Annotated in this window: 12 protein-coding genes; all 12 read left to right on the top strand. The window is 70.3% G+C overall.

Features of this window, described 5'->3' with window-relative positions:
* Positions 1-105: 105 nt before the first annotated feature.
* On the top strand, positions 106-9,273 hold the full coding sequence (locus tag ACZ7CF_RS25250; protein ID WP_470370726.1) for a LamG-like jellyroll fold domain-containing protein: 9,168 nt from the start codon (positions 106-108) through the stop codon (positions 9,271-9,273).
* Positions 9,274-9,282: 9 nt separating this feature from the next.
* Positions 9,283-9,828 carry a hypothetical protein gene (locus ACZ7CF_RS25245; protein WP_360390701.1) on the top strand — a complete coding sequence of 182 codons (546 nt, stop codon included), beginning with the start codon at positions 9,283-9,285 and terminating at the stop codon, positions 9,826-9,828.
* Positions 9,829-9,887: 59 nt separating this feature from the next.
* The gene (locus ACZ7CF_RS25240) at positions 9,888-10,820 is read left to right on the top strand and encodes a bifunctional riboflavin kinase/FAD synthetase (protein WP_360390699.1); all 933 of its coding nucleotides are present in this window, start codon (positions 9,888-9,890) and stop codon (positions 10,818-10,820) included.
* A gap of 82 nt (positions 10,821-10,902) precedes the next feature.
* A complete protein-coding gene (locus tag ACZ7CF_RS25235; RefSeq protein ID WP_360390696.1) occupies positions 10,903-11,385 on the top strand; it encodes a helix-turn-helix domain-containing protein in 483 nt (160 codons plus the stop codon).
* The gene (locus ACZ7CF_RS25230) at positions 11,382-11,828 is read left to right on the top strand and encodes a 2'-5' RNA ligase family protein (RefSeq protein ID WP_470370725.1); all 447 of its coding nucleotides are present in this window, start codon (positions 11,382-11,384) and stop codon (positions 11,826-11,828) included. The genes ACZ7CF_RS25235 and ACZ7CF_RS25230 overlap by 4 nt, the downstream gene beginning before the upstream one ends.
* A gap of 127 nt (positions 11,829-11,955) precedes the next feature.
* Positions 11,956-12,225, top strand: coding sequence for a 30S ribosomal protein S15 (gene rpsO, locus ACZ7CF_RS25225; protein ID WP_360390691.1), 270 nt, complete (start codon positions 11,956-11,958; stop codon positions 12,223-12,225).
* Between the two features lie 230 nt (positions 12,226-12,455).
* Positions 12,456-14,705, top strand: coding sequence for a polyribonucleotide nucleotidyltransferase (locus tag ACZ7CF_RS25220; RefSeq protein WP_470370724.1), 2,250 nt, complete (start codon positions 12,456-12,458; stop codon positions 14,703-14,705).
* Positions 14,702-16,105, top strand: a complete 1,404-nt coding sequence (locus ACZ7CF_RS25215; RefSeq protein WP_458430691.1) for a M16 family metallopeptidase — start codon at positions 14,702-14,704, stop codon at positions 16,103-16,105. The genes ACZ7CF_RS25220 and ACZ7CF_RS25215 overlap by 4 nt, the downstream gene beginning before the upstream one ends.
* On the top strand, positions 16,102-16,839 hold the full coding sequence (gene dapB, locus ACZ7CF_RS25210; protein ID WP_360390682.1) for a 4-hydroxy-tetrahydrodipicolinate reductase: 738 nt from the start codon (positions 16,102-16,104) through the stop codon (positions 16,837-16,839). The genes ACZ7CF_RS25215 and dapB overlap by 4 nt, the downstream gene beginning before the upstream one ends.
* Positions 16,836-17,273: a hypothetical protein gene (locus tag ACZ7CF_RS25205; RefSeq protein ID WP_360390680.1), complete on the top strand. Its 438-nt coding sequence runs from the start codon at positions 16,836-16,838 to the stop codon at positions 17,271-17,273. Before dapB ends, ACZ7CF_RS25205 begins: the two co-directional genes overlap by 4 nt.
* 151 nt (positions 17,274-17,424) lie before the next feature.
* On the top strand, positions 17,425-17,967 hold the full coding sequence (locus ACZ7CF_RS25200) for a helix-turn-helix domain-containing protein (protein ID WP_360390677.1): 543 nt from the start codon (positions 17,425-17,427) through the stop codon (positions 17,965-17,967).
* Positions 17,964-18,839, top strand: a complete 876-nt coding sequence (locus ACZ7CF_RS25195) for an SRPBCC domain-containing protein (RefSeq protein WP_470370723.1) — start codon at positions 17,964-17,966, stop codon at positions 18,837-18,839. Before ACZ7CF_RS25200 ends, ACZ7CF_RS25195 begins: the two co-directional genes overlap by 4 nt.
* Positions 18,840-18,863: the final 24 nt, after the last annotated feature.

The following is an 18,863-nucleotide window of genomic DNA, read 5'->3' as shown; positions in this document are numbered from 1 at the left end:
CCGCCCACCGCAAGGGGCTTGCTTTCCGCGGCGCCGGAACGCATCCTGTGCGCTGCGTCGTGTCCGACCTGGGGAGGTGCCGGGCAAGGCGGCCTGGGTGGACACATGGGGGGATTCGACGTGGCCGAACCGCGGTTCTTCAGCATGCCCGGAAAACGGGCGCCGGGCAGCCGCGGCCGGCGTGCCGGTCTGGCCGGACTCGTGGGTGTGTTGGTGCTCACCATCGCCGGTCCCGCGCTCGCGGAGGTCTTCCCGGAGGCGTTGCAGCGCACCATCGCCGCGATGGGCCCGGCGTCCGGGCCCGGACAGCAGTGGGGTGACGCGGCCGCCGCGAACGGCGACCCGGCGGCGAACAGGGCAGACCCCCGGTCGTTGCAGGCGGAGTACCAGCCCGTGAAGGGCCAGGACACACCGTCCGCGAAGGACAACCCCACCGAGGTCGTCACGAGGGAACGCGGCGCCGTCCGCGGGTTCGACGCCGCCACGAGCAAGGAGCTCGCCGACCGGCGAACCGAGACGAGCCGCACGTTCGGCAACGCCGACGGCACCGAGACCACCGAGGTCAGCCAGGAGCCGATCAACCACCGCGGGCCGGACGGCAGCTGGGCACCGGTCGACCCGAGCCTGGTGGCCGCGGGCGGCGGCTGGCGCAACGCCTCGGACAGCGTCGACATCAGGCTCGCCGCCGCGGCCGACGCCACGCCGCTCGTGCGGTACGCCCTCGACGGCGACCACGAGCTCGGCTTCTCCCTGCGCGGGTCCGCCGCGTCCGCCGGGCAGGTGAGCGGCTCCTCGGTGACCTACCCCGCCGTCCAGCCGCGGGTCGACCTCAGGTTCGACGTCAGCGCGGGCACGGTCAAGGAGTCCATCGTCCTGCACTCCGCGGACACGCCGCGGATGTTCGACTTCCCTTTGCACCTCAAGGGACTCACGCCGCGCATCAGCAACGGCAACCTGGAGCTCACCGGCCGTGACGGGAAGGTCGCCGCCGTCGTGCCCGCCGGGTTCATGGTCGACGCCCACGACGGCCCCGCCGGTGGCGTCCAGTCGAAGGGCGTGCGGTACGAGCTGGCCGGACAGGTGCTGCGGGTCACGCTCGACGACGCGTGGCTCCGAGACCCGGCGCGCAAGTACCCGGTCGTGGTCGACCCGACGGTGACCACGCCGGAGTCCGGCCACACCATGTACGTGCAGCGCGTCGGCAGCTCGTCGAACACCAGCTACTCCGACGGGGCCCAGCTGCGCGCGGGCACCGTGGTCGACAACGGCACGCGGATCAACGCCGCCACCTACCTCGACTTCTCCGGCATCGAGAACACCCTGCGCAACCACCGGATCTTCGGCGCCGCCCTCGGCCTCACCAACGAGTGGTCGTACTCCTGCGGCGCCCGGCCGGTGTCGGTGCACCCGGTCACGCAGGGCTGGAACGCGTTCGCCGGCACGTACTCCTACCCCGGCCCCGCCTACGGTGGTGAGCTGGCGAGCTCGTCGTTCGCCTACGGCTACATCGCGCCGGGCAGCTCGCGGTCGAACTGCCCGCAGGCCACCGCCGCGATCGACCTCGGCGCCGCCGGTCGCGACCTCGTGCAGCGCTGGGTGACCGGCCAGCAGGCCAACTACGGCCTCACGGTCCGCGCCTCCGAGACCGACGTCTACGGCTGGAAGAAGTTCTACGGTCACGCGACGGCGAACAAGCCGAAGCTCTCGATCACGCACACCCCGTACGACGCCGAGTACCGCTTCGACCGCCCGGTGCCCAAGCCCGCGCTGCTCAAGGGCGGTGTGCCCGGCACGATCGGCATCAGCGTGACGAACCGGGGCGCCACCACGTGGACCCCGGGCGAGTACGTGCTGTCGTACCGCCAGTTCGCCGCCAGCGGTGCGCCCATGGTGCAGGTGAACGACTCCGCGACGCTCACCGGTGACGTCGGCCGCGGGCAGACGGTCGCGCTGGAGGCGAAGATCTTCCCGCCCGCGGACTGGGGCGAGTACACGTTCGAGTTCTCCATGCACCGCAAGGGACACGCGTACTTCGTCGACGAGCAGATCCCGCCCGCGGTGCTCAACCTCGAGATGCAGAACGTGCCGCCGGCGTTGCAGGAGCAGTACCCGCCGAACGGCTACTCGGCACCGACGCTGCGCCCCACGCTGTGGGCCGGCGGCATCGACATCGACAACGGCGGTGCCGGCCTGCAGTACCGGTTCAAGGTCTGCGACAAGGACAACGCGTCGTCCTGTGTGGACTCCGGGTACAGCGCGAACCAGTCGTGGACCGTGCCGGCAGGCGCGTTGCGGTGGAGCAAGACCTACCTGTGGAACGCGTTCGTGAAGGACTCCGGTGGCGCGGAGAGCCAGCCGGTCCAGGGCAGCGCGCTGCTCACCGCCGTGCCGCAGCCGGAGATCACCTCACACCTGGGCAACGCGCCCTACAGCGGCAGCACCGGTGAGGTGGACGCGCAGGTCGGCAACTACCGCACCAGCGCGGTGGACCTGTCGGTCGGCGGTGTCGGGCCCGCGCTCGGCGTGTCCCGCACCTACAACAGCCTCGACCCGCGCCGGAACCTGACGTTCGGCGCCGGCTGGAGCACCCAGTTCGACATGCGGGTCGTCGAGGACACCGACGGCTCCGGCAACGCCGTGGTCACCTACCCGGACGGCCAGCAGGTCCGCTTCGGCCACAACGGCGGCGGCACCTACTCGCCCCCGCCCGGCCGCTACGCCACGTTCTTCCGCAACGACAGCGGCTGGACGCTCGTCGACAAGAACTCGACCGGCTACTTCTTCCGCCCCGACGGCAAGCTGGCCAGGATCGCCGACAACAGCGGTCGCTTCATCGACTTCACCTACGACGCCACCACGGGCCGGCTCACCTCCGCCGGCAACCCCGCCTCCGGTCGCGCGCTGACCTTCACCTGGACCGGCGACGTCGTCACGCAGGTCAGCGCGACCGTCGACGGCACCGAGCTGAAGTGGGCCTACACCTACTCCACCGACCTGCCCGAACGCGGGCGGCGGCTGGAGGAGGTCTGCGACCCGAAGGGCGGCTGCACCACCTACTCCTACGGCTGGGGCTCGCACTACCGCAGCACGGTCCTCGACACCCGGCCCGAGTCCTACTGGACGCTGGGCGAGACCGACGGCTCCGCCAAGGCGCACAGCCAGATCGGCCTCAACCTGGGCAACGACGCGGCCACGTACACCGACGTGACCCGCGGTGTGACCGGTGTGGCCCAGGGCTCACCGGACAGCGCGGTGTCGTTCGACGGCACCAAGTCGCGGGTCACGTTGCCGGACAACGCCATCCGCAAGAACCGCAGCGTCGCCGTCGAGCTGTGGTTCAAGACCACGAAGTCCGGTCCGCTCGCCGCGTTCGCCGACAAGCCGTTCACCGAGAACTCCGCGTTCAACGGCATGTACGTCGGCACGGACGGCAAGCTGCGCGCCCGGTTCACCACCACCGCGGCCACCCAGCCGGCGCCGATCACCACCACGGGCACCGTCAACGACGGCCAGTGGCACCACGTCGTGCTCAGCGCGGACGTCGCCACGCAGGTCCTCTACCTCGACGGCGCCAAGGTCGGCGAGATCGCCGGTGACGTGCAGACGGCGGCGCTGAAGCACGGCCAGCTCGGCGCGGGCAACAGCTCCGGCCCCGCGTGGGGTGCGCCGCAGTGGTTCTTCCAGGGCGAGGTCGACGAGGTCGCCGTCTACGCGCACCCGTTGGGGCTCAACGAGGTCAACGCCCACGTGCAGGCCGCGAAGATGCCCGGCGCCCAGGTGGCGCGGGTGACGTTGCCGAGCGGCCGGGTCGCGGGCGAGGTCCGCTACGACACGGTCCGCGACCGGGTCAGCGAGCAGATCGACCGCAACGGCGGCTCGTGGCGGTTCGGCGCGCCCGCGTTCACCGGCAACGAGCAGAACCCGGTGCGCACGGTCCGGGTCACCGACCCCGGGAACCGCCACCACTTCTACGACTTCGACCCGCTGCGCGGACGCATCCTGCGCTACCTCTCGCCGCTCGGCATGGAGACCCGCAAGGAGGACCGCCCGCCGGGCTCCACGGCACCGGCACCCGGTGAGCCCACCTGCGCGCCGCAGCCGGACGGCAGCTTCTGCGACGTCCCGGTCACCGGTGGCGGTGGTTTCGTGAACGTCGAGTTCCAGGGCGTGCGGAACTTCTCCTACGACGAGGCCGGGTTCCAGACGACGATCACCGACGAGGTCGGCAACCAGGTCGTCCTGGCGCACGACCCCCGCGGCAACGTCAAGTCCCGCAAGACCTGCCGCCGTGCCGCGGACTGCCAGGTCGCCCACTACACCTACTACCTCAACCCGGCCGACCTGACCGACCCGCGCAACGACAAGGTGATCGAGCACCGCGACGGGCGGTCGGCCGGCGCCACCGACAACACCTACCTCACCCGGTACTCCTACGACCCCAAGGGCCGGCTGCTGGAGCAGGTGACCGCGGACAACGCGTCCGTGAAGCACACCTACACCGACGGCAGCTCCGCGGCCGTCGGCGGCGGCAACGAACCGGCCGGACTGGTGAAGACCAGCCGCGACCCGATGGGCGCCGTCACGACGTACCTGTACCACCGCAACGGTGACGTGGCCGAGGTCCGGTCGCCGAGCGGTCTGCGGCAGGTCTCGACGTACGACGCGCTGGGCCGCAAGGTCACCGGCAAGACCATCTCCGACGCCTACCCCAACGGGCTGCTGACGACGTACAGGTACGACGAGCGTTCTCGGCTCGTGCGCGTCACGGCACCCGGTGTCGTGAACGTGCTCACCGGCAAGACGCACGTCCTGCAGACGTCCCTGGAGTACGACGCCGACGGCAACCAGACGAGGGTGTCGCGCGCCGACCTCACCGGCGGCGACCCGACCCGGGAGACGTTCACCCACTACGACTCGCGCGGCCGGGTCGAGCGGGTGGTCGACGCCGAGGGCGGGGAGATCTCGCTGGGGTACGACTCCTTCGGCAACACCACGTTCGTCGTCAACGCGGACGGCGTGCGCACCGAGTTCGCCTACACCGCCCGCAACGCGGTGTCCGAGGTGCGGCTGCGCGGCTGGAACGGCGACCCCGAGGGCGCGCCGGCGCTGCCCAACGGCTACCTCGTGGTGCAGCGCAACAGCTACGACCGGGCCGGCCGGCTCACCCGCACCACCGACGCCATGAACCGCACCGAGGTGCGCGACTACTACGGCGACGACCTGCTGTTCTCCCGCAAGCTGCTGGGAGCGGGCACGGGGACCGGCGCACCGCCGAAGATCGACCTGGAGACGAACTCCTACGACGGCGCCGGCAACCTCGTCGAACGCCGCCAGCCCGGCAACCTCGTCACGAAGTACACCTACGACGCCGTCGGCCGCACGCTCACCACCGTGGACGACCCCGGCGGCCTGGACCGGCGCACCGCGTTCGCCTACAACCTGAACGGCGGCATCACCCAGGTCACCCGCACCGGCAACACCTCCAACGCGGGGCAGCTGCAGAGCGGCACCGCGGAGGTCGTCGACTACGGCTACGACGCCTTCGGCCGGCGCACGTCGGAGGACGTGCGCCTGAACACCGGCCGGCTGCGCACCACGTGGGAGTACGACCAGCGCGGTCTCGTGCGCAAGGTCGTGCCGCCGCGGGGCAACGAACCGGGCGCCAGCGCCGCCGCGTTCACGACCGACCTGACCTACGACGAGGCCGGCCGCCTGGTCGGCACGACCTCGCCCGCCGTCTCCGTCGTGACCGCCGAGAACGACCCCGCGACCGTGCGGCCCGTGACGAAGATCGGCTACAACGCGTTCGGCGAGTCGCAGCAGGCGCAGGACGCCAACGGCGTCGTGCACCGCTCCGAGGTCGACCGGCTGGGCCGGACCGTCAAGGCCTCCGCGCCCTCCTACACACCGCCCGGTGCGTCGCAGCCGGTCGAGGGCTTCTCCACGGCGCGGTACGACGGCAACGGCAACGTGCTGGAGACCGTCGACGCGCGCGGTGCGTCGACGACGTTCGAGTACGACCAGATGGGTCGCGTGGTGAAGACCACCGGCCCGGCCGGCAGCGTCGTGCGGACCTACACCAGGACCGGCGAGCTGCTGTCCACCGTGGACGAGAGCGGTGCGCGCACCGAGTCGACCTACGACATGTTCGGCCGCCTCGCCACGAGCACCGTGCTGGAGCGGTCGCCCGCCAAGACCCTGACGAGCACCTACTCCTACAACGCGGCCAACCGCCTGGAGAAGGTCAGGTCGCCGCTGGGCGCCGAGTCGAAGCTGGAGTACGACGTGCTCGGCTCGCTCGTCCGCAGCACCGACCCCGCCGGTGTCGTCAACTCCTTCGGCTACGACCTCGCGGGCCGCCGGATCAAGGTGGCCGACGGCGCCGGCCGCGCCACGTTCACCGGGTACGACCAGGCGGGCCGGGTCGAGTCGGTCCGCCGCCTCAGCGCGTCCGGCGGGCTGGTCAGCCGTTCGACGTTCGTCCACGACGCCGCCGGCAACCTGACCACCGCCACCGACCCGCTGGGCCGCAAGACCACCTACACCCACGACGCGCTCAACCGCACCGTCGGCCAGGTCGAGCCGGTCTCCGACACCGAGTCGATCACCACGTCCTCCGGCTACGACTCGGCCGGCAACCGCACGCGGTTCGTCGACGGCCGCGGCAACCGCACCGCCTACACCTACAACACGCTCGGCCTGCCGGAGTCCACGATCGAGGCGGCGACGGCGGAGCACCCCGCTCCGGCCGACCGCACGTGGACCACGACCTACAACGCGGCCGGCGACCCCGTGTCCGAACGCGCGCCGGGCGGTGTCGTCCGCACCCGCACGTTCGACCCGCTGGGCCGGCTGACGAAGGAGACCGGCTCGGGCGCCGAGGCGGCCACCACCGACCGCGGCTACGACTACGACGCGCTGGGCCGCCTGGTCGGCTCGTCCAGCGCGGGCGGCACCGACACGTTCACCTACAACGACCGCGGCCTGCTGCTGACGTCGTCCGGACCGGGCGGCACCGCGTCGCGCGAGTACGACGACGACGGCAACCTGACCGCGCGCACCGACGCATCGGGCACCTCCCGGTTCACCTACCTGCTCGGGCGGACCCAGTCCGTGCAGGACGGCGTGACCGGTCTGACGCAGACCTTCGGCTACGACACCGCGGGCCTGCTGAAGACGCTCGACCTGGGCAACGGCCGCACGCGCACCTACGACTACGACGACGGCGGCCGCCTGGCCAAGGACACCGTCGCCGGCGCCGCGTCCGTCGCCTACACCTACGACCGCGCCGACCGGGTGCTCACGAAGACCTCGACCGGCACGACGGCCGCCGGTCAGCAGACCTACGACTACGACCACTCGGGCCGCCTGAAGTCCTGGACCTCACCGGCCGGAACGGTCTCGTACGGCTGGGACGCCGCGGGCAACCGCACCCGCGTGGGCGACGCCCAGTCGACCTACGACGAACGCAACCGCCTCCGCACCGAGAACGGAGCGGTGGTCTCCCACAACGCGCGCGGCGGCGTGACCTCCCGTGCGGGTGTCACGGCCTCGTTCGACGCCTTCGACCGCATGGTGAGCCAAGGCGCGCAGACGTACACGTACGACGCGTTGGACCGCGTGACCAAGCGCAACGACAAGTCGTTCCAGTACAGCGGCACGTCCAGCGCGGTCGTGTCGGACGGCACCGCGGTCTACGGCCGCGACGCCTCCGGCTCGGTCCTCGCCATCGGCCAGGGCACCGACAAGAAGCTGGCCGTCTCCGACCGGCACGGCGACGTCGTCGGCACCCTCGACCCGGCCGGCACCATGACGTCGCTGGCCGACTCGACCGCCTACGACCCGTTCGGCGTGGTCACCTCCGGCGCCAAGCGCGCGGTCGGTTTCCAGGGCGAGTGGACCGACCCGGCCTCCGGCACGGTCAACATGGCCGCGCGCTGGTACAACCCGGGCAGCGGCGGCTTCGAGTCACGCGACTCGTGGACCCTGCCGGCCGCTCCGTCCGGCATGGCCAACCGCTACTCCTACGGGCTCGGGTCGCCGGTGAACCACGTCGATCCGACGGGCCACTACCCGTGCAAGGGCTTCGGCGGCGGCAACCCGTGCGGCGACGACAGCGGTGGCGGTCTCTGCATCCTCATGCCGATGCTGTGCTCGTGGTTCCCCGGCGGTGGCACCCACGAGGACCCCGGTGTCGGTGGCAGCAACCAGTCCAGCAGCAACCAGGGCAGCAGCAACCCGAGCAACAACAGGAAGAACAACAACTCGAACCAGCGCAGGACCCAGCAGCAGACCGACCCGTCGGTCAACGCCCGCAAGCAGGCCCAGGACTACGGTCGCCGCAACCCGTTGCCGGTACCGGAGGCGATGACCCAGCCGTCGTTCAGCGGTGACCGCAAGCCGCCGGTGTCGTCGGCGCCCGACCGGCGTTCCGAGGTCGCGAGCACGTACTCGAACCCGGTCAACGACGTGAACAACAGCTACCGCAAGCTCGAAATGCTGCTCGTGGTGCCCTCGAACGCCCTGATCGGCTCGGTGTCGCTCGCGTCGTCCGGCCCAGGCGAGATGACGTCGGTGCACTGGCGTCAGGACCGCGACCGCGATCCCGACGGCGTGCGGCCGCCCAAGGAGTGCGACCCCGACACCTACCTCAACCACAACGACCTGTGCCCTGCCGGCTCCGTGCCGCCGACGCCGCCGGACCCGCTCGCCGGCTGCGACTCGAACACCAAGGCCAACAAGCCGGAGCTTTGCGGGCAAGGCGGCTTCACGATGTGGGACCTCTTCGGAGGTGAGATCGAGGCCACAGCCGCCTGCGTGCAGGACCCCGGCGTCACCTGGGCATGCGGTCTCGCCGCCGCAGGTGTGGTCCTCGCCGTCATACCGTGGGGGAAGATCTTCAAACGCGCCGGCAGCGGTGTGGTGCGGCTGAGTCCGCTGGAACGGGCTGCGAGCCCGACGCTCACGGACCTGGACGAGGTCGCCGCGCACCTCGGCAAGCTCGACCACTCGCCGAGCAACGACCTCATGATCGGCCGAATCAGGGGCAACCTCCAGGCGGGAAGGCCGCTTCCGCAGAGCCAGACGAACTTCATGCGGCACGAGCTCACGGAGTCCGGACTCATGCAGCAGGGCATGAAGTACGAAGACGCGCACGAGCTGGCGCTCAAGACCCACGACCCCGGTAAGAACTACGACGTTGACATCATCGACAACGACCCGTCGTTCGGCCCGTGGTGGCGCAAGCAGAACGGCCTGCCGCCGAGGAAGTGAGATGTCGGCATGATCGAAGTAGATCTCCAGGGCCGCGGTGTGGTCGCGGTGGAGTTCGGCCGGATGAGCGCTCCACTGCTGGCGGACGACTGGCTCATCGACCGTTCCTCCGCGACCGCCACCGGTGCGGCGGGCAGCACCGTCGTGACCGTGGAGCTGTTGCGGCGGTTCGGCGGCGTCGCTCCGAGGGCGTTGCTCGGAGCGACCTACACACCACTCGGTGCAGAGGCGTCGGCGGGTGTGTTGGAGGTGCGGGTGCCCCGCGCCGCCACGTCGGCCGGCGGCGAGATCACCTGCGCGTCCCGGCTGTGGAAGAACCCGTTCGAGGTGGGCCTGCCGGAGGACTTCCCGGAAGGGGCCTTGAAAGGCGTTCTCTCCGGTGGGGCGGAGCTGCCCGCCGGAACGCTGGTGGTCGACCAGGCAGGCTTCGACGAGATGAACTCGTCGGCGTTCGCCTTCGAACAGGCGGGCGCACTGCTGCGCCGGGTCCTGTCGGCCTCGATGCGTGGGGAAGACGTCGAGGCCGTGGTGGTCAGGACGATGCAGAAGTGGTGACGGAGGACCTGGCGAGGTAGGCGGGCAGCGGCACCGGCCGTCGTCGTAGGCTGATCACCGTGCAACGCTGGCGCGGACTGGATCACCTCCCCGGCGGCTGGGGCCGCTGCGTGGTCACCATCGGTGTGTTCGACGGTGTCCACAGGGGGCATCAGGCGCTCATCGGCCGGGCCGTCGAGCTCGCGCGGGAGCGGGGGCTGCCGGGTGTCCTCATGACGTTCGACCCCCATCCGTCCGAAGTGGTCCGGCCGGGCAGCCACCCCGCCCAGCTCACGACGCTGCGGCGCAGGGCCCAGCTGGTCGAGGAGCTCGGGGTCGACCACTTCGTGGTGGTGCCGTTCAGCCTGGAGACCAGCCGGATGCCGGCGGACGAGTTCGTGCACGAGGTGCTGGTCGAGAAGCTGCACGCGGCGGCTGTCGTGGTGGGTGAGAACTTCACCTTCGGGCACAGGGCGGCGGGTAACGTCGCGATGCTGCGCCAGCTGGGGCAGCGGTTCGGCTTTGTGACCGAGGGGGCTGATCTGGTGTCCGCTGACGACGTGACCTACTCGTCGACCTACATCCGCGCGTGCATCGACGCCGGTGACGTGAAGGCCGCCGCGGAGGCGCTGGGGCGGCCGCACCGGCTGGAGGGGATCGTCGTCAAGGGCGACGGGCGGGGCAAGGACCTGGGGTTCCCCACCGCGAACCTGTCGACGCCCCGGTTCGCGGCCGTGCCCGCGGACGGGATCTACGCCTGCTGGTTCACCGACGCCAAGGGACGGACGCTCAAGGCCGCCGTCTCGGTCGGCACGAACCCGACGTTCTCGGGACGGGAACGGCGGGTCGAGGCGTTCGTGCTGGACGTGGACGAGGACTACTACGGCCAGCGGGTCGCCGTGGACTTCGTGGAACGGCTCCGCGAGATGGAGAAGTACGACTCCGTCGAGGCGCTCCTGGAGCAGATGCACCGGGATGTAGACCGAACGAGGGAACTGCTCACCGAGTCGTGACCGTCAGATGGCACGAAGTGCGCATGTGACGGCCTTCGTGCTGGCAGGATGCGGGTCGAAGCAGGCTACGGGAGAGGCCAAGGTGGAGGACCACAAGATCGTTCAGCGCAACCTCGCCCTCCAGCGGGAGTGGTACGGGGAACCCCTGGGAGACCGGGTGAGGCGCTTGGTCGTGGCCTTCAACGTGTCGCAGGCGCAGCTGGCCGACGTGCTGGGGATCAGCGCGCCCATGCTCAGCCAGGTCATGAGCGGGCGGCGGGCCAAGATCGGCAACCCGGCCGTGCTCGCGCGGATGATCATGCTGGAGCGCAAGGTGCTCACGCCGGACGTGGCGACCGGGGCGCCGGAGGCGTTGCAGCGCGCGCTCGACGACGTGCGCGACTCCAAGCCGACCGTGTCGCGCGACTCGCTGCCGGTCAACGGCGACGAGAGCGTCGCGTACCCGGTGCTGCGCCGCGTCGCCGACCGGGTCGAGCTGCAGCAGGCCGCCGACCTCCTGCACGAGGACTTCCCCGCGATCGCCGAGCTGTTCCGCCGCGCCATCCGGGCCGCCGGGCCCCGGTGAGGTTCTTCACCGCCCTCTTCCCGCCCCGGAACGTGGTCGACGAGCTCGACGCCGTGCTGGACCGTTCGCTCGACATCGGGTGGACGAACTCCGGGAAATGGCACATCACGCTCTGCTTTCACGGCGAAAGCGCTGATGAGGAACGTTTCCGGGCACTCGCGGGACATCCCGCGCCGCAACTGCGGGTGAAGGGCTTCGGCGACTTCCGCGGCACGGTCCTGTGGGCGGGAATCGACGGCGACTTAAATGGGTTGGCACGGGCGGCGGGCGCGGACGACAATTGGAAAGCGCACCTGACGTTGGCCTACGGGTATCGGGGCCAGCCGATGCCGGCCTTCGAGAGCAGCCCGTGGACGCCGGCCGAGGCGGTGCTCGTGAGCAGCGCAGACGGCGTCCACTCGCCCGTGGCACGGGTGGGGTTGCGCACGTCAACGCGCCGTTGAGCGGTGTGCCTGATAACCTTCGCAGTTGGGTCTGGCTGCGGTCCGTGGCGGCCAGTACCGGCTACCCCGGCCAGCAATTCGGCGGGCGTGGGGCCGCACGGACCTGAACAAGTAGGAGAACCACCCAGTGGCACTGTCCACGGAGCAGAAGAAGACCATCCTCGGTGAGTACGGTCTGCACGACAGCGACACCGGCTCGACCGAGGCGCAGGTCGCGCTCCTGAGCAAGCGCATCGCCGACCTCACGGAGCACCTCAAGCAGCACAAGCACGACCACCACTCCCGCCGTGGTCTTCTGCTGATGGTCGGCCGTCGCCGCCGTCTGCTGAACTACCTGACCAAGGTGGACATCAACCGCTACCGCGCGCTGATCCAGCGCCTCGGTCTGCGCAGGTGATACCCGCCGAGGGGGAGTGACCGGCCGGTCGCTCCCCCTCGGCGCACAACCGGGTGTATACAGACCCCTGGTTGCAAAGAGGAACAAAACAGGGCCCGCATCGCGCGAAGCAGTTATCGCCGGTCCTCGGTAGTGGCCCTCTGGTGGAACGCCCCAGAGGACTTCGATCGAAGACCGGCCTCGTCAGAACGCGTGTTGCGGTGTCCCAAAAGACGAGGAGAAACACTTATATGACGGACATCGAAGTTCACGAGGCGACTGCCGTGATCGACAACGGCAAGTTCGGCTCGCGCACGATCCGCTTCGAGACCGGGCGCCTGGCACGCCAGGCCGCGGGCAGCGTGGTCGCGTACCTGGACGACGACACGATGCTTCTCTCCGCCACCACGGCGTCGAAGCAGCCGAAGGAGCACTTCGACTTCTTCCCCCTCACGGTGGACGTCGAGGAGCGCATGTACGCCGCGGGCCGCATCCCCGGCTCGTTCTTCCGGCGTGAGGGCCGTCCGAGCACGGACGCCATCCTGACCTGCCGCCTGATCGACCGTCCGCTGCGCCCGTCCTTCGTGGACGGTCTGCGCAACGAGATCCAGGTCGTCATCACGGTCATGAGCCTCAACCCGGCCGACCTGTACGACGTCGTGGCGATCAACGCCGCGTCCGCGTCGACTCAGCTCGCCGGCCTGCCATTCTCCGGCCCGATCGGTGGCGTCCGCGTCGCTCTGATCGAGGGCCAGTGGGTGGCGTTCCCGACCCACGAGCAGCTCGAGAAGGCCGTGTTCGACATGGTCGTCGCGGGCCGCGTGGTCGACTCCGGCGACGTCGCGATCATGATGGTCGAGGCGGAGGCCACCGAGAACGTGATCGACCTGATCGGCGAGGGCGCCGTCGCCCCCACCGAGGAGGTCGTGGCCGCTGGCCTCGAGGCCGCGAAGCCGTTCATCAAGGTCCTCTGCGAGGCGCAGGCGCAGCTCGCGCAGGTCGCCGCCAAGGAGACCGGTGAGTACCCGACGTTCCCGGCCTACCAGGCCGACGCGTTCGAGGCCGTCGAGTCGGCCGCCTCCGGCGAGCTCGCCCAGGCGCTGACCATCGCGGGCAAGGCCGAGCGCGAGAACAAGCTCGACGAGATCAAGGCCGCCACGCTGGACAAGCTGGCCGAGCAGTTCGAGGGCCGCGAGAAGGAGATCGGCGCGGCGTTCCGCTCGCTCACCAAGAAGCTGGTCCGCCAGCGGATCCTGCGCGACCAGGTGCGCATCGACGGCCGCGGTGTCACCGACATCCGCGACCTGGGTGCCGAGGTCGCCGTGATCCCGAGGACGCACGGCTCGGCGCTGTTCGAGCGCGGCGAGACCCAGATCCTGGGTGTCACCACGCTGAACATGCTGCGCATGGAGCAGCAGATCGACTCGCTGTCCCCCGAGACGCACAAGCGCTACCTGCACCACTACAACTTCCCGCCCTACTCGACCGGTGAGACCGGCCGCGTGGGCTCGCCGAAGCGCCGCGAGATCGGCCACGGCGCACTGGCCGAGCGCGCGCTCATGCCGGTGCTGCCGAAGCGGGACGAGTTCCCCTACGCGATCCGCCAGGTGTCCGAGGCGCTGGGCTCCAACGGCTCGACGTCCATGGGCTCGGTCTGCGCCTCGACGCTGTCGCTGCTCAACGCCGGTGTCCCGCTGAAGGCACCGGTCTCCGGCATCGCGATGGGCCTCGTGTCCGACGAGGTCGACGGTGAGACCCGCTACGTGGCGCTGACCGACATCCTCGGTGCCGAGGACGCGTTCGGCGACATGGACTTCAAGGTCGCGGGCACCAAGGAGTTCGTGACGGCGCTGCAGCTCGACACGAAGCTCGACGGCATCCCGTCCGAGGTGCTGGCGGCGGCGCTGGGCCAGGCCCGCGACGCGCGCTACACCATCCTGGAGGTCATGGCCGAGGCCATCTCCGACCCGGACGAGATGAGCGCCTTCGCTCCGCGCGTCACGTCGGTCAAGATTCCGACCGACAAGATCGGCGAGGTCATCGGCCCGAAGGGCAAGATGATCAACTCGATCACCGAGCAGACCGGTGCCGACATCTCCATCGAGGACGACGGCACGATCTACGTCGGTGCGGCGGACGGCCCCTCGGCCGAGGCCGCGATCGACATGATCAACGCGATCGCGAACCCGCAGCTGCCGAAGGTCGGCGAGCGCTTCCTGGGCACCGTGGTGAAGACCGCGGCGTTCGGCGCGTTCGTCTCGCTGCTGCCCGGCAAGGACGGCCTCGTCCACATCTCGAAGCTGGGCAACGGCAAGCGCATCGCGAAGGTGGAAGACGTCGTCAAGGTCGGCGACAAGCTCCGCGTCGAGATCGCCGACATCGACCAGCGCGGCAAGATCAGCCTGGTGGTCGTGAACGAGGACGCCGCCGAGGCGCCCGCGTCCGACGCCACCGAGGCGCCCGCTGCCACCGAGGCCGCTGAGGCGGCTCCCGCGCAGTGAGCACGACTGACAACAACGTGACGGCCGCGGGTGCATCCACCCGCGGCCGTCCGCGTACTCCAGCGCTGGGGCACCTGCAGAAGCCGGGCAGCACGCGGGTGCTCGAGACCTCCGCGGGCTCCGAGGTGCGGCGCAGCATGCTGCCCTCGGGGCTGCGGGTCATCACCGAACGCATCCCCGGCGTGCGGTCCGCCTCGGTCGGGCTGTGGGTGCAGGTCGGGTCGCGCGACGAGCGCCCGGCGGTCGCGGGCGCGGCGCACTACCTGGAACACCTGCTGTTCAAGGGAACGGCGCGGCGTTCGGCGGCGGCGATCGCGGAGGAGATCGACGCGGTCGGTGGCGAGCTGAACGCGTTCACCGCCAAGGAGCACACCTGCTACTACGCGCACGTCCTCGACGAGGACCTGCCGCTGGCGGTGGACCTGGTGGCGGACGTGGTGTTCGAGGCGTTGTGCGCGCCGCGGGACTTCGAGACCGAACGCGGTGTCGTGCTCGAAGAGATCGCGATGCGCGACGACGACCCCGAGGACCTGCTGCACGACGCGTTCATCGAGGCGTTGTTCGGCGGGCACGCGCTGGGCCGTCCGGTGCTGGGCACCGAGAAGTCCATCCAGGACATGGAACGGGACAACCTGTACTCGTTCTACAAGAAGAACTACACGTTGCCGCGCATGGTGTTCGCCGTCGCGGGCAACATCGAGCACGCGCACGTCATGCGCCTGGTGCGCAAGGCGATCGGTGACCGGCTGTCGCGGGAGGGCAGCGCGGTCGCACCGCGGGCGGGCCGGGCGCGCATCGCCGACGCCCGCAAGCTGGTGCTGCACACCGACGACACCGAGCAGGCGCACCTGATGCTCGGCATGAAGGGCCTCGACCGCCACGACGAGCGCCGGTTCGCGTTGAACGTGCTGAACGCGGCGGTCGGCGGCGGCATGAGCTCGCGGCTGTTCCAGGAGGTCCGCGAACGCCGCGGCCTCGCCTACCAGGTGTACTCGTCGGTCGGCATGTACGCCGACACGGGCACGTTCGCCGTGTACGCGGGCTGCCAGCCGGACCGCCTCGGCGACGTCGCCGGCGTGATCCGCGAGGTGCTGGTGGACGTGGCGCGCGGTGGCCTGTCCGACGCCGAGGTGGCCCGTGGCAAGGGCCAGCTGCGCGGCGGGCTGGTGCTGGGCCTGGAGGACACGAGCTCGCGCATGTCGCGGATCGGCAAGTCCGAGCTGAACTACGGCGACCACCTGAGCGTCGAGGCGACGCTCGCGCGGATCGACGCGGTCACCGCCGAGGAAGTGGCGCTGCTCGCACGTGATCTGCTGCGCCGACCGGTCGCCGCCGCGGTGGTCGGTCCCTACGATCATGCCGACGATCTGCCGGACCAGGTACACGAGGTGATTGCATGATTCGCGTCGGTGTTCTCGGCGCGCGGGGCCGCATGGGCTCCGAGGTGGTCCGCGCCGTCGAGGCGGCGAAGGACATGGAGGTCGTGGCGGCACTCGACGCCGACGACCCGTTGCCGGCCCTGGTGGACGCGGGCGCTCAGGTCGTCGTCGACTTCACGCACCCGGACGTCGTGCTGGGGAACCTGGAGTTCTGCATCGGCGCCGGAATCCACTGCGTCGTCGGCACTTCCGGCTTCGACCAGTCCCGTTTGGACGCCGTGGCGGCACTGCTCGCCGACCAGCCGTCGGTCGGTGTGCTGATCGCGCCGAACTTCGGCATCGGCGCGGTGCTGCTGATGCGCTTCTCGGAGATCGCGGCCCGCTACTACGAGTCGGCGGAGATCATCGAGCTGCACCACCCGCGCAAGGCCGACGCGCCTTCGGGCACGGCCGCGCACACGGCCCGGCTGATCGCGGCGGCCCGCGAGGGCATGGACCCGATGCCCGACGCGACCACGCAGGAGGAGCCGGGTGCCCGTGGCGCCGTCGTCGACGGCGTGCGCGTCCACTCGCTGCGCATCTCCGGCATGATCGCGCACCAGGAGGTCGTGTTCGGCGGCGAGAGCGAGACGCTGACGCTGCGCCAGGACTCGTTGCACCGCACGTCGTTCATGCCGGGGGTGGTGCTCGGGGTGCGGGAGATCGTCTCGCGGCCGGGGCTCGCGGTCGGTCTCGACAAGTACCTGGACCTGTGAAGACCCGGATCACCGTGGGGCTGCTGATCGCGGCCCTCGCGGTGTACTTCGTGCTGCTGGCCGGCCGTGCCGTGGCGTTGCTGCGCACCGGTGACGTGGTGGCGGTGCTGCTCGGCGTCGGCGTGCTGATCCTGCCGCTGCTCGGTGTGTGGCTCGTGTACTCGAACCTGCGGTTCGGGTGGGAGACCGAGAGGATGGCCCGCGAGCTCGACGCGGACGGGCTGCTGCCGGACGTCTCGCACCTGCCGCGCCGTCCGTCCGGGCGGGTCGACCGGGATGCCGCGGACGCGTGGTTCGAGGAGCGGCGCGGTGAGGTCGAGACCTCGCCCGACGACTGGCGCGCCTGGTTCCGGCTGGCGTACGCGTACGACGTCGCCGGGGACCGCGGCCGGGCCCGGGAGACGATGAAGAAGGCGATCCAGCTGCACTCCTGACCTCGTCGGGGTGCTGGACACGGTGAGACGCAGGGGTTCCCGCAACGGGGACCCCTGCGTTCGTTTGTGCGGGTGAAAGCGGCCCTCGACCGGCGAGCAGGCACATGCGCCATTGACAAAAAAGCTTTGAACGTTCAAAGTTGTTTTTGCGATGAGAGACGTCATCTACCTGGACCGGATGGAGCAGGCCGAGACCCTGCTCAAGCCGCAGCGGATCGAAGTGCTGCGGCAGCTCGCCGCGCCGCGGTCGTGCACCGAGGTCGCCGAGGTGCTGGAGCAGACGCCGCAGCGGGTGCACTACCACGTGAAGCAGCTGGTCAAGGCCGGGTTGGCCGTTCAGGTCGCCGAACGCAAGGTGCGCGGGGTGCACGAGGGGCTCTACCAGGCGGTGGCGCGGTCGTACTGGCTGTCGCCCGCGCTGGTGGGGCGGATCGGGACCAGGGACGAGCTGGCGCTGGGGCACCTCGTGGACCTGGCCGAGCAGGTGCAGTCGGACATCGCGGCGCTCGACCGGGACGGGGAGCTGCCGTCGGTCGGGGTGTCGGGGGAGATCCGCGTGCGGCCGGAGGACCGGCAGCGGTTCCTGGCCGAGCTGCAGACGACGTTGCAGGAGCTGTTCACCCGTTATGGCGGGGACGAGGGTGATGCGTTCCGCGTTGCCCTCGCCTGCTATCCGAAGGGAGACAACCGATGAGCACGGGAGTGGTGCGCGTTCGGGCACGGGCTTCGGTCGAGCGCGTGCGGGAGGCGTTGACGAGGGCCGGCGAGCTGCGCGTGTGGCTGGCGGAGCACGCCGAGGTGGACCTGGAGCGCGGCGTCTTCGAGTTCTGGGGGCGGTTCACGCCGGAGGGGGAGCGGGGTCGGCAGAAGCTGCTCGGGTTCGACGAGCGGTCGGTGCGGTTCTCGTGGTTCCTGCACGGCGAGGAGCACACGGTGGAGCTGTCCGTCGAGGAACGGGACGGGGAGACCGTTGTCGTCGCCGCGCAGTCGCCGTACCCGGAGTGGGGCGAGGCGATCGTGGACGAGGTGCACGCCGGGGTCGAGCAGACGTTCTGGTCGTTCATGCTCGCGAACCTCGTCGAGCACGTCGAAGGACGCGAGGTGTTCGGGTTCTGCGACTTCTCGACGTCCGAGCAGCGGTTCGAGGTCGACATCGCGGCGCCGGCCGCGCGGATCATCGACGCGTTGACCGACATGGAGAAGTTCCAGCGGTGGTTCGGGGCGCGGGCGTCCATCGAGCCGCACGTCGGCGGCCGGTGGGCCATGGGGAGCTTCGACGACGAACCGAACCCCGGCAAGGTCCTCGCGCTCGACGAGAACCGGTTCGCGATCGAGTTCCCGGACGGGATGGTGTCGTCGTGGGAGCTCGCCGAGTCGGGCGGGAAGACGCACCTGACGTTCGTGCAGAGCGGGTTCGATCCGGAGCGGCCGCCGTACGGGTCGTGGATGGGCTGGCTCAGCGGGTTCGCGGACCTGCGGCGGATGCTGGAGATCCCGGACTGGAAGCCGATGTGGCACTCCGTGGAGGTGCCGGGACTGCCGGATGGCGTGCTCGTGCTCGAATGATCGGGCGTGAAACGGCGGGTGAGA

This window comes from Lentzea sp. NPDC036955 (assembly GCF_055608005.1).
The sequence above is the reverse complement of the archived record's forward strand: the minus strand, read 5'-3'. Positions and strand labels throughout refer to the sequence as shown.

Excerpts from the sequence above, each read along its gene's own strand:
- ACZ7CF_RS25250 (WP_470370726.1), top strand. The coding sequence starts at position 106 with ATGGGGGGATTCGACGTGGCCGAACCGCGGTTCTTCAGCATGCCCGGA.
- ACZ7CF_RS25195 (WP_470370723.1), top strand. The coding sequence starts at position 17,964 with ATGAGCACGGGAGTGGTGCGCGTTCGGGCACGGGCTTCGGTCGAGCGC.
- ACZ7CF_RS25220 (WP_470370724.1), top strand. The coding sequence starts at position 12,456 with ATGACGGACATCGAAGTTCACGAGGCGACTGCCGTGATCGACAACGGC.
- dapB (WP_360390682.1), top strand. The coding sequence starts at position 16,102 with ATGATTCGCGTCGGTGTTCTCGGCGCGCGGGGCCGCATGGGCTCCGAG.
- ACZ7CF_RS25200 (WP_360390677.1), top strand. The coding sequence starts at position 17,425 with ATGAGAGACGTCATCTACCTGGACCGGATGGAGCAGGCCGAGACCCTG.
- ACZ7CF_RS25245 (WP_360390701.1), top strand. The coding sequence starts at position 9,283 with ATGATCGAAGTAGATCTCCAGGGCCGCGGTGTGGTCGCGGTGGAGTTC.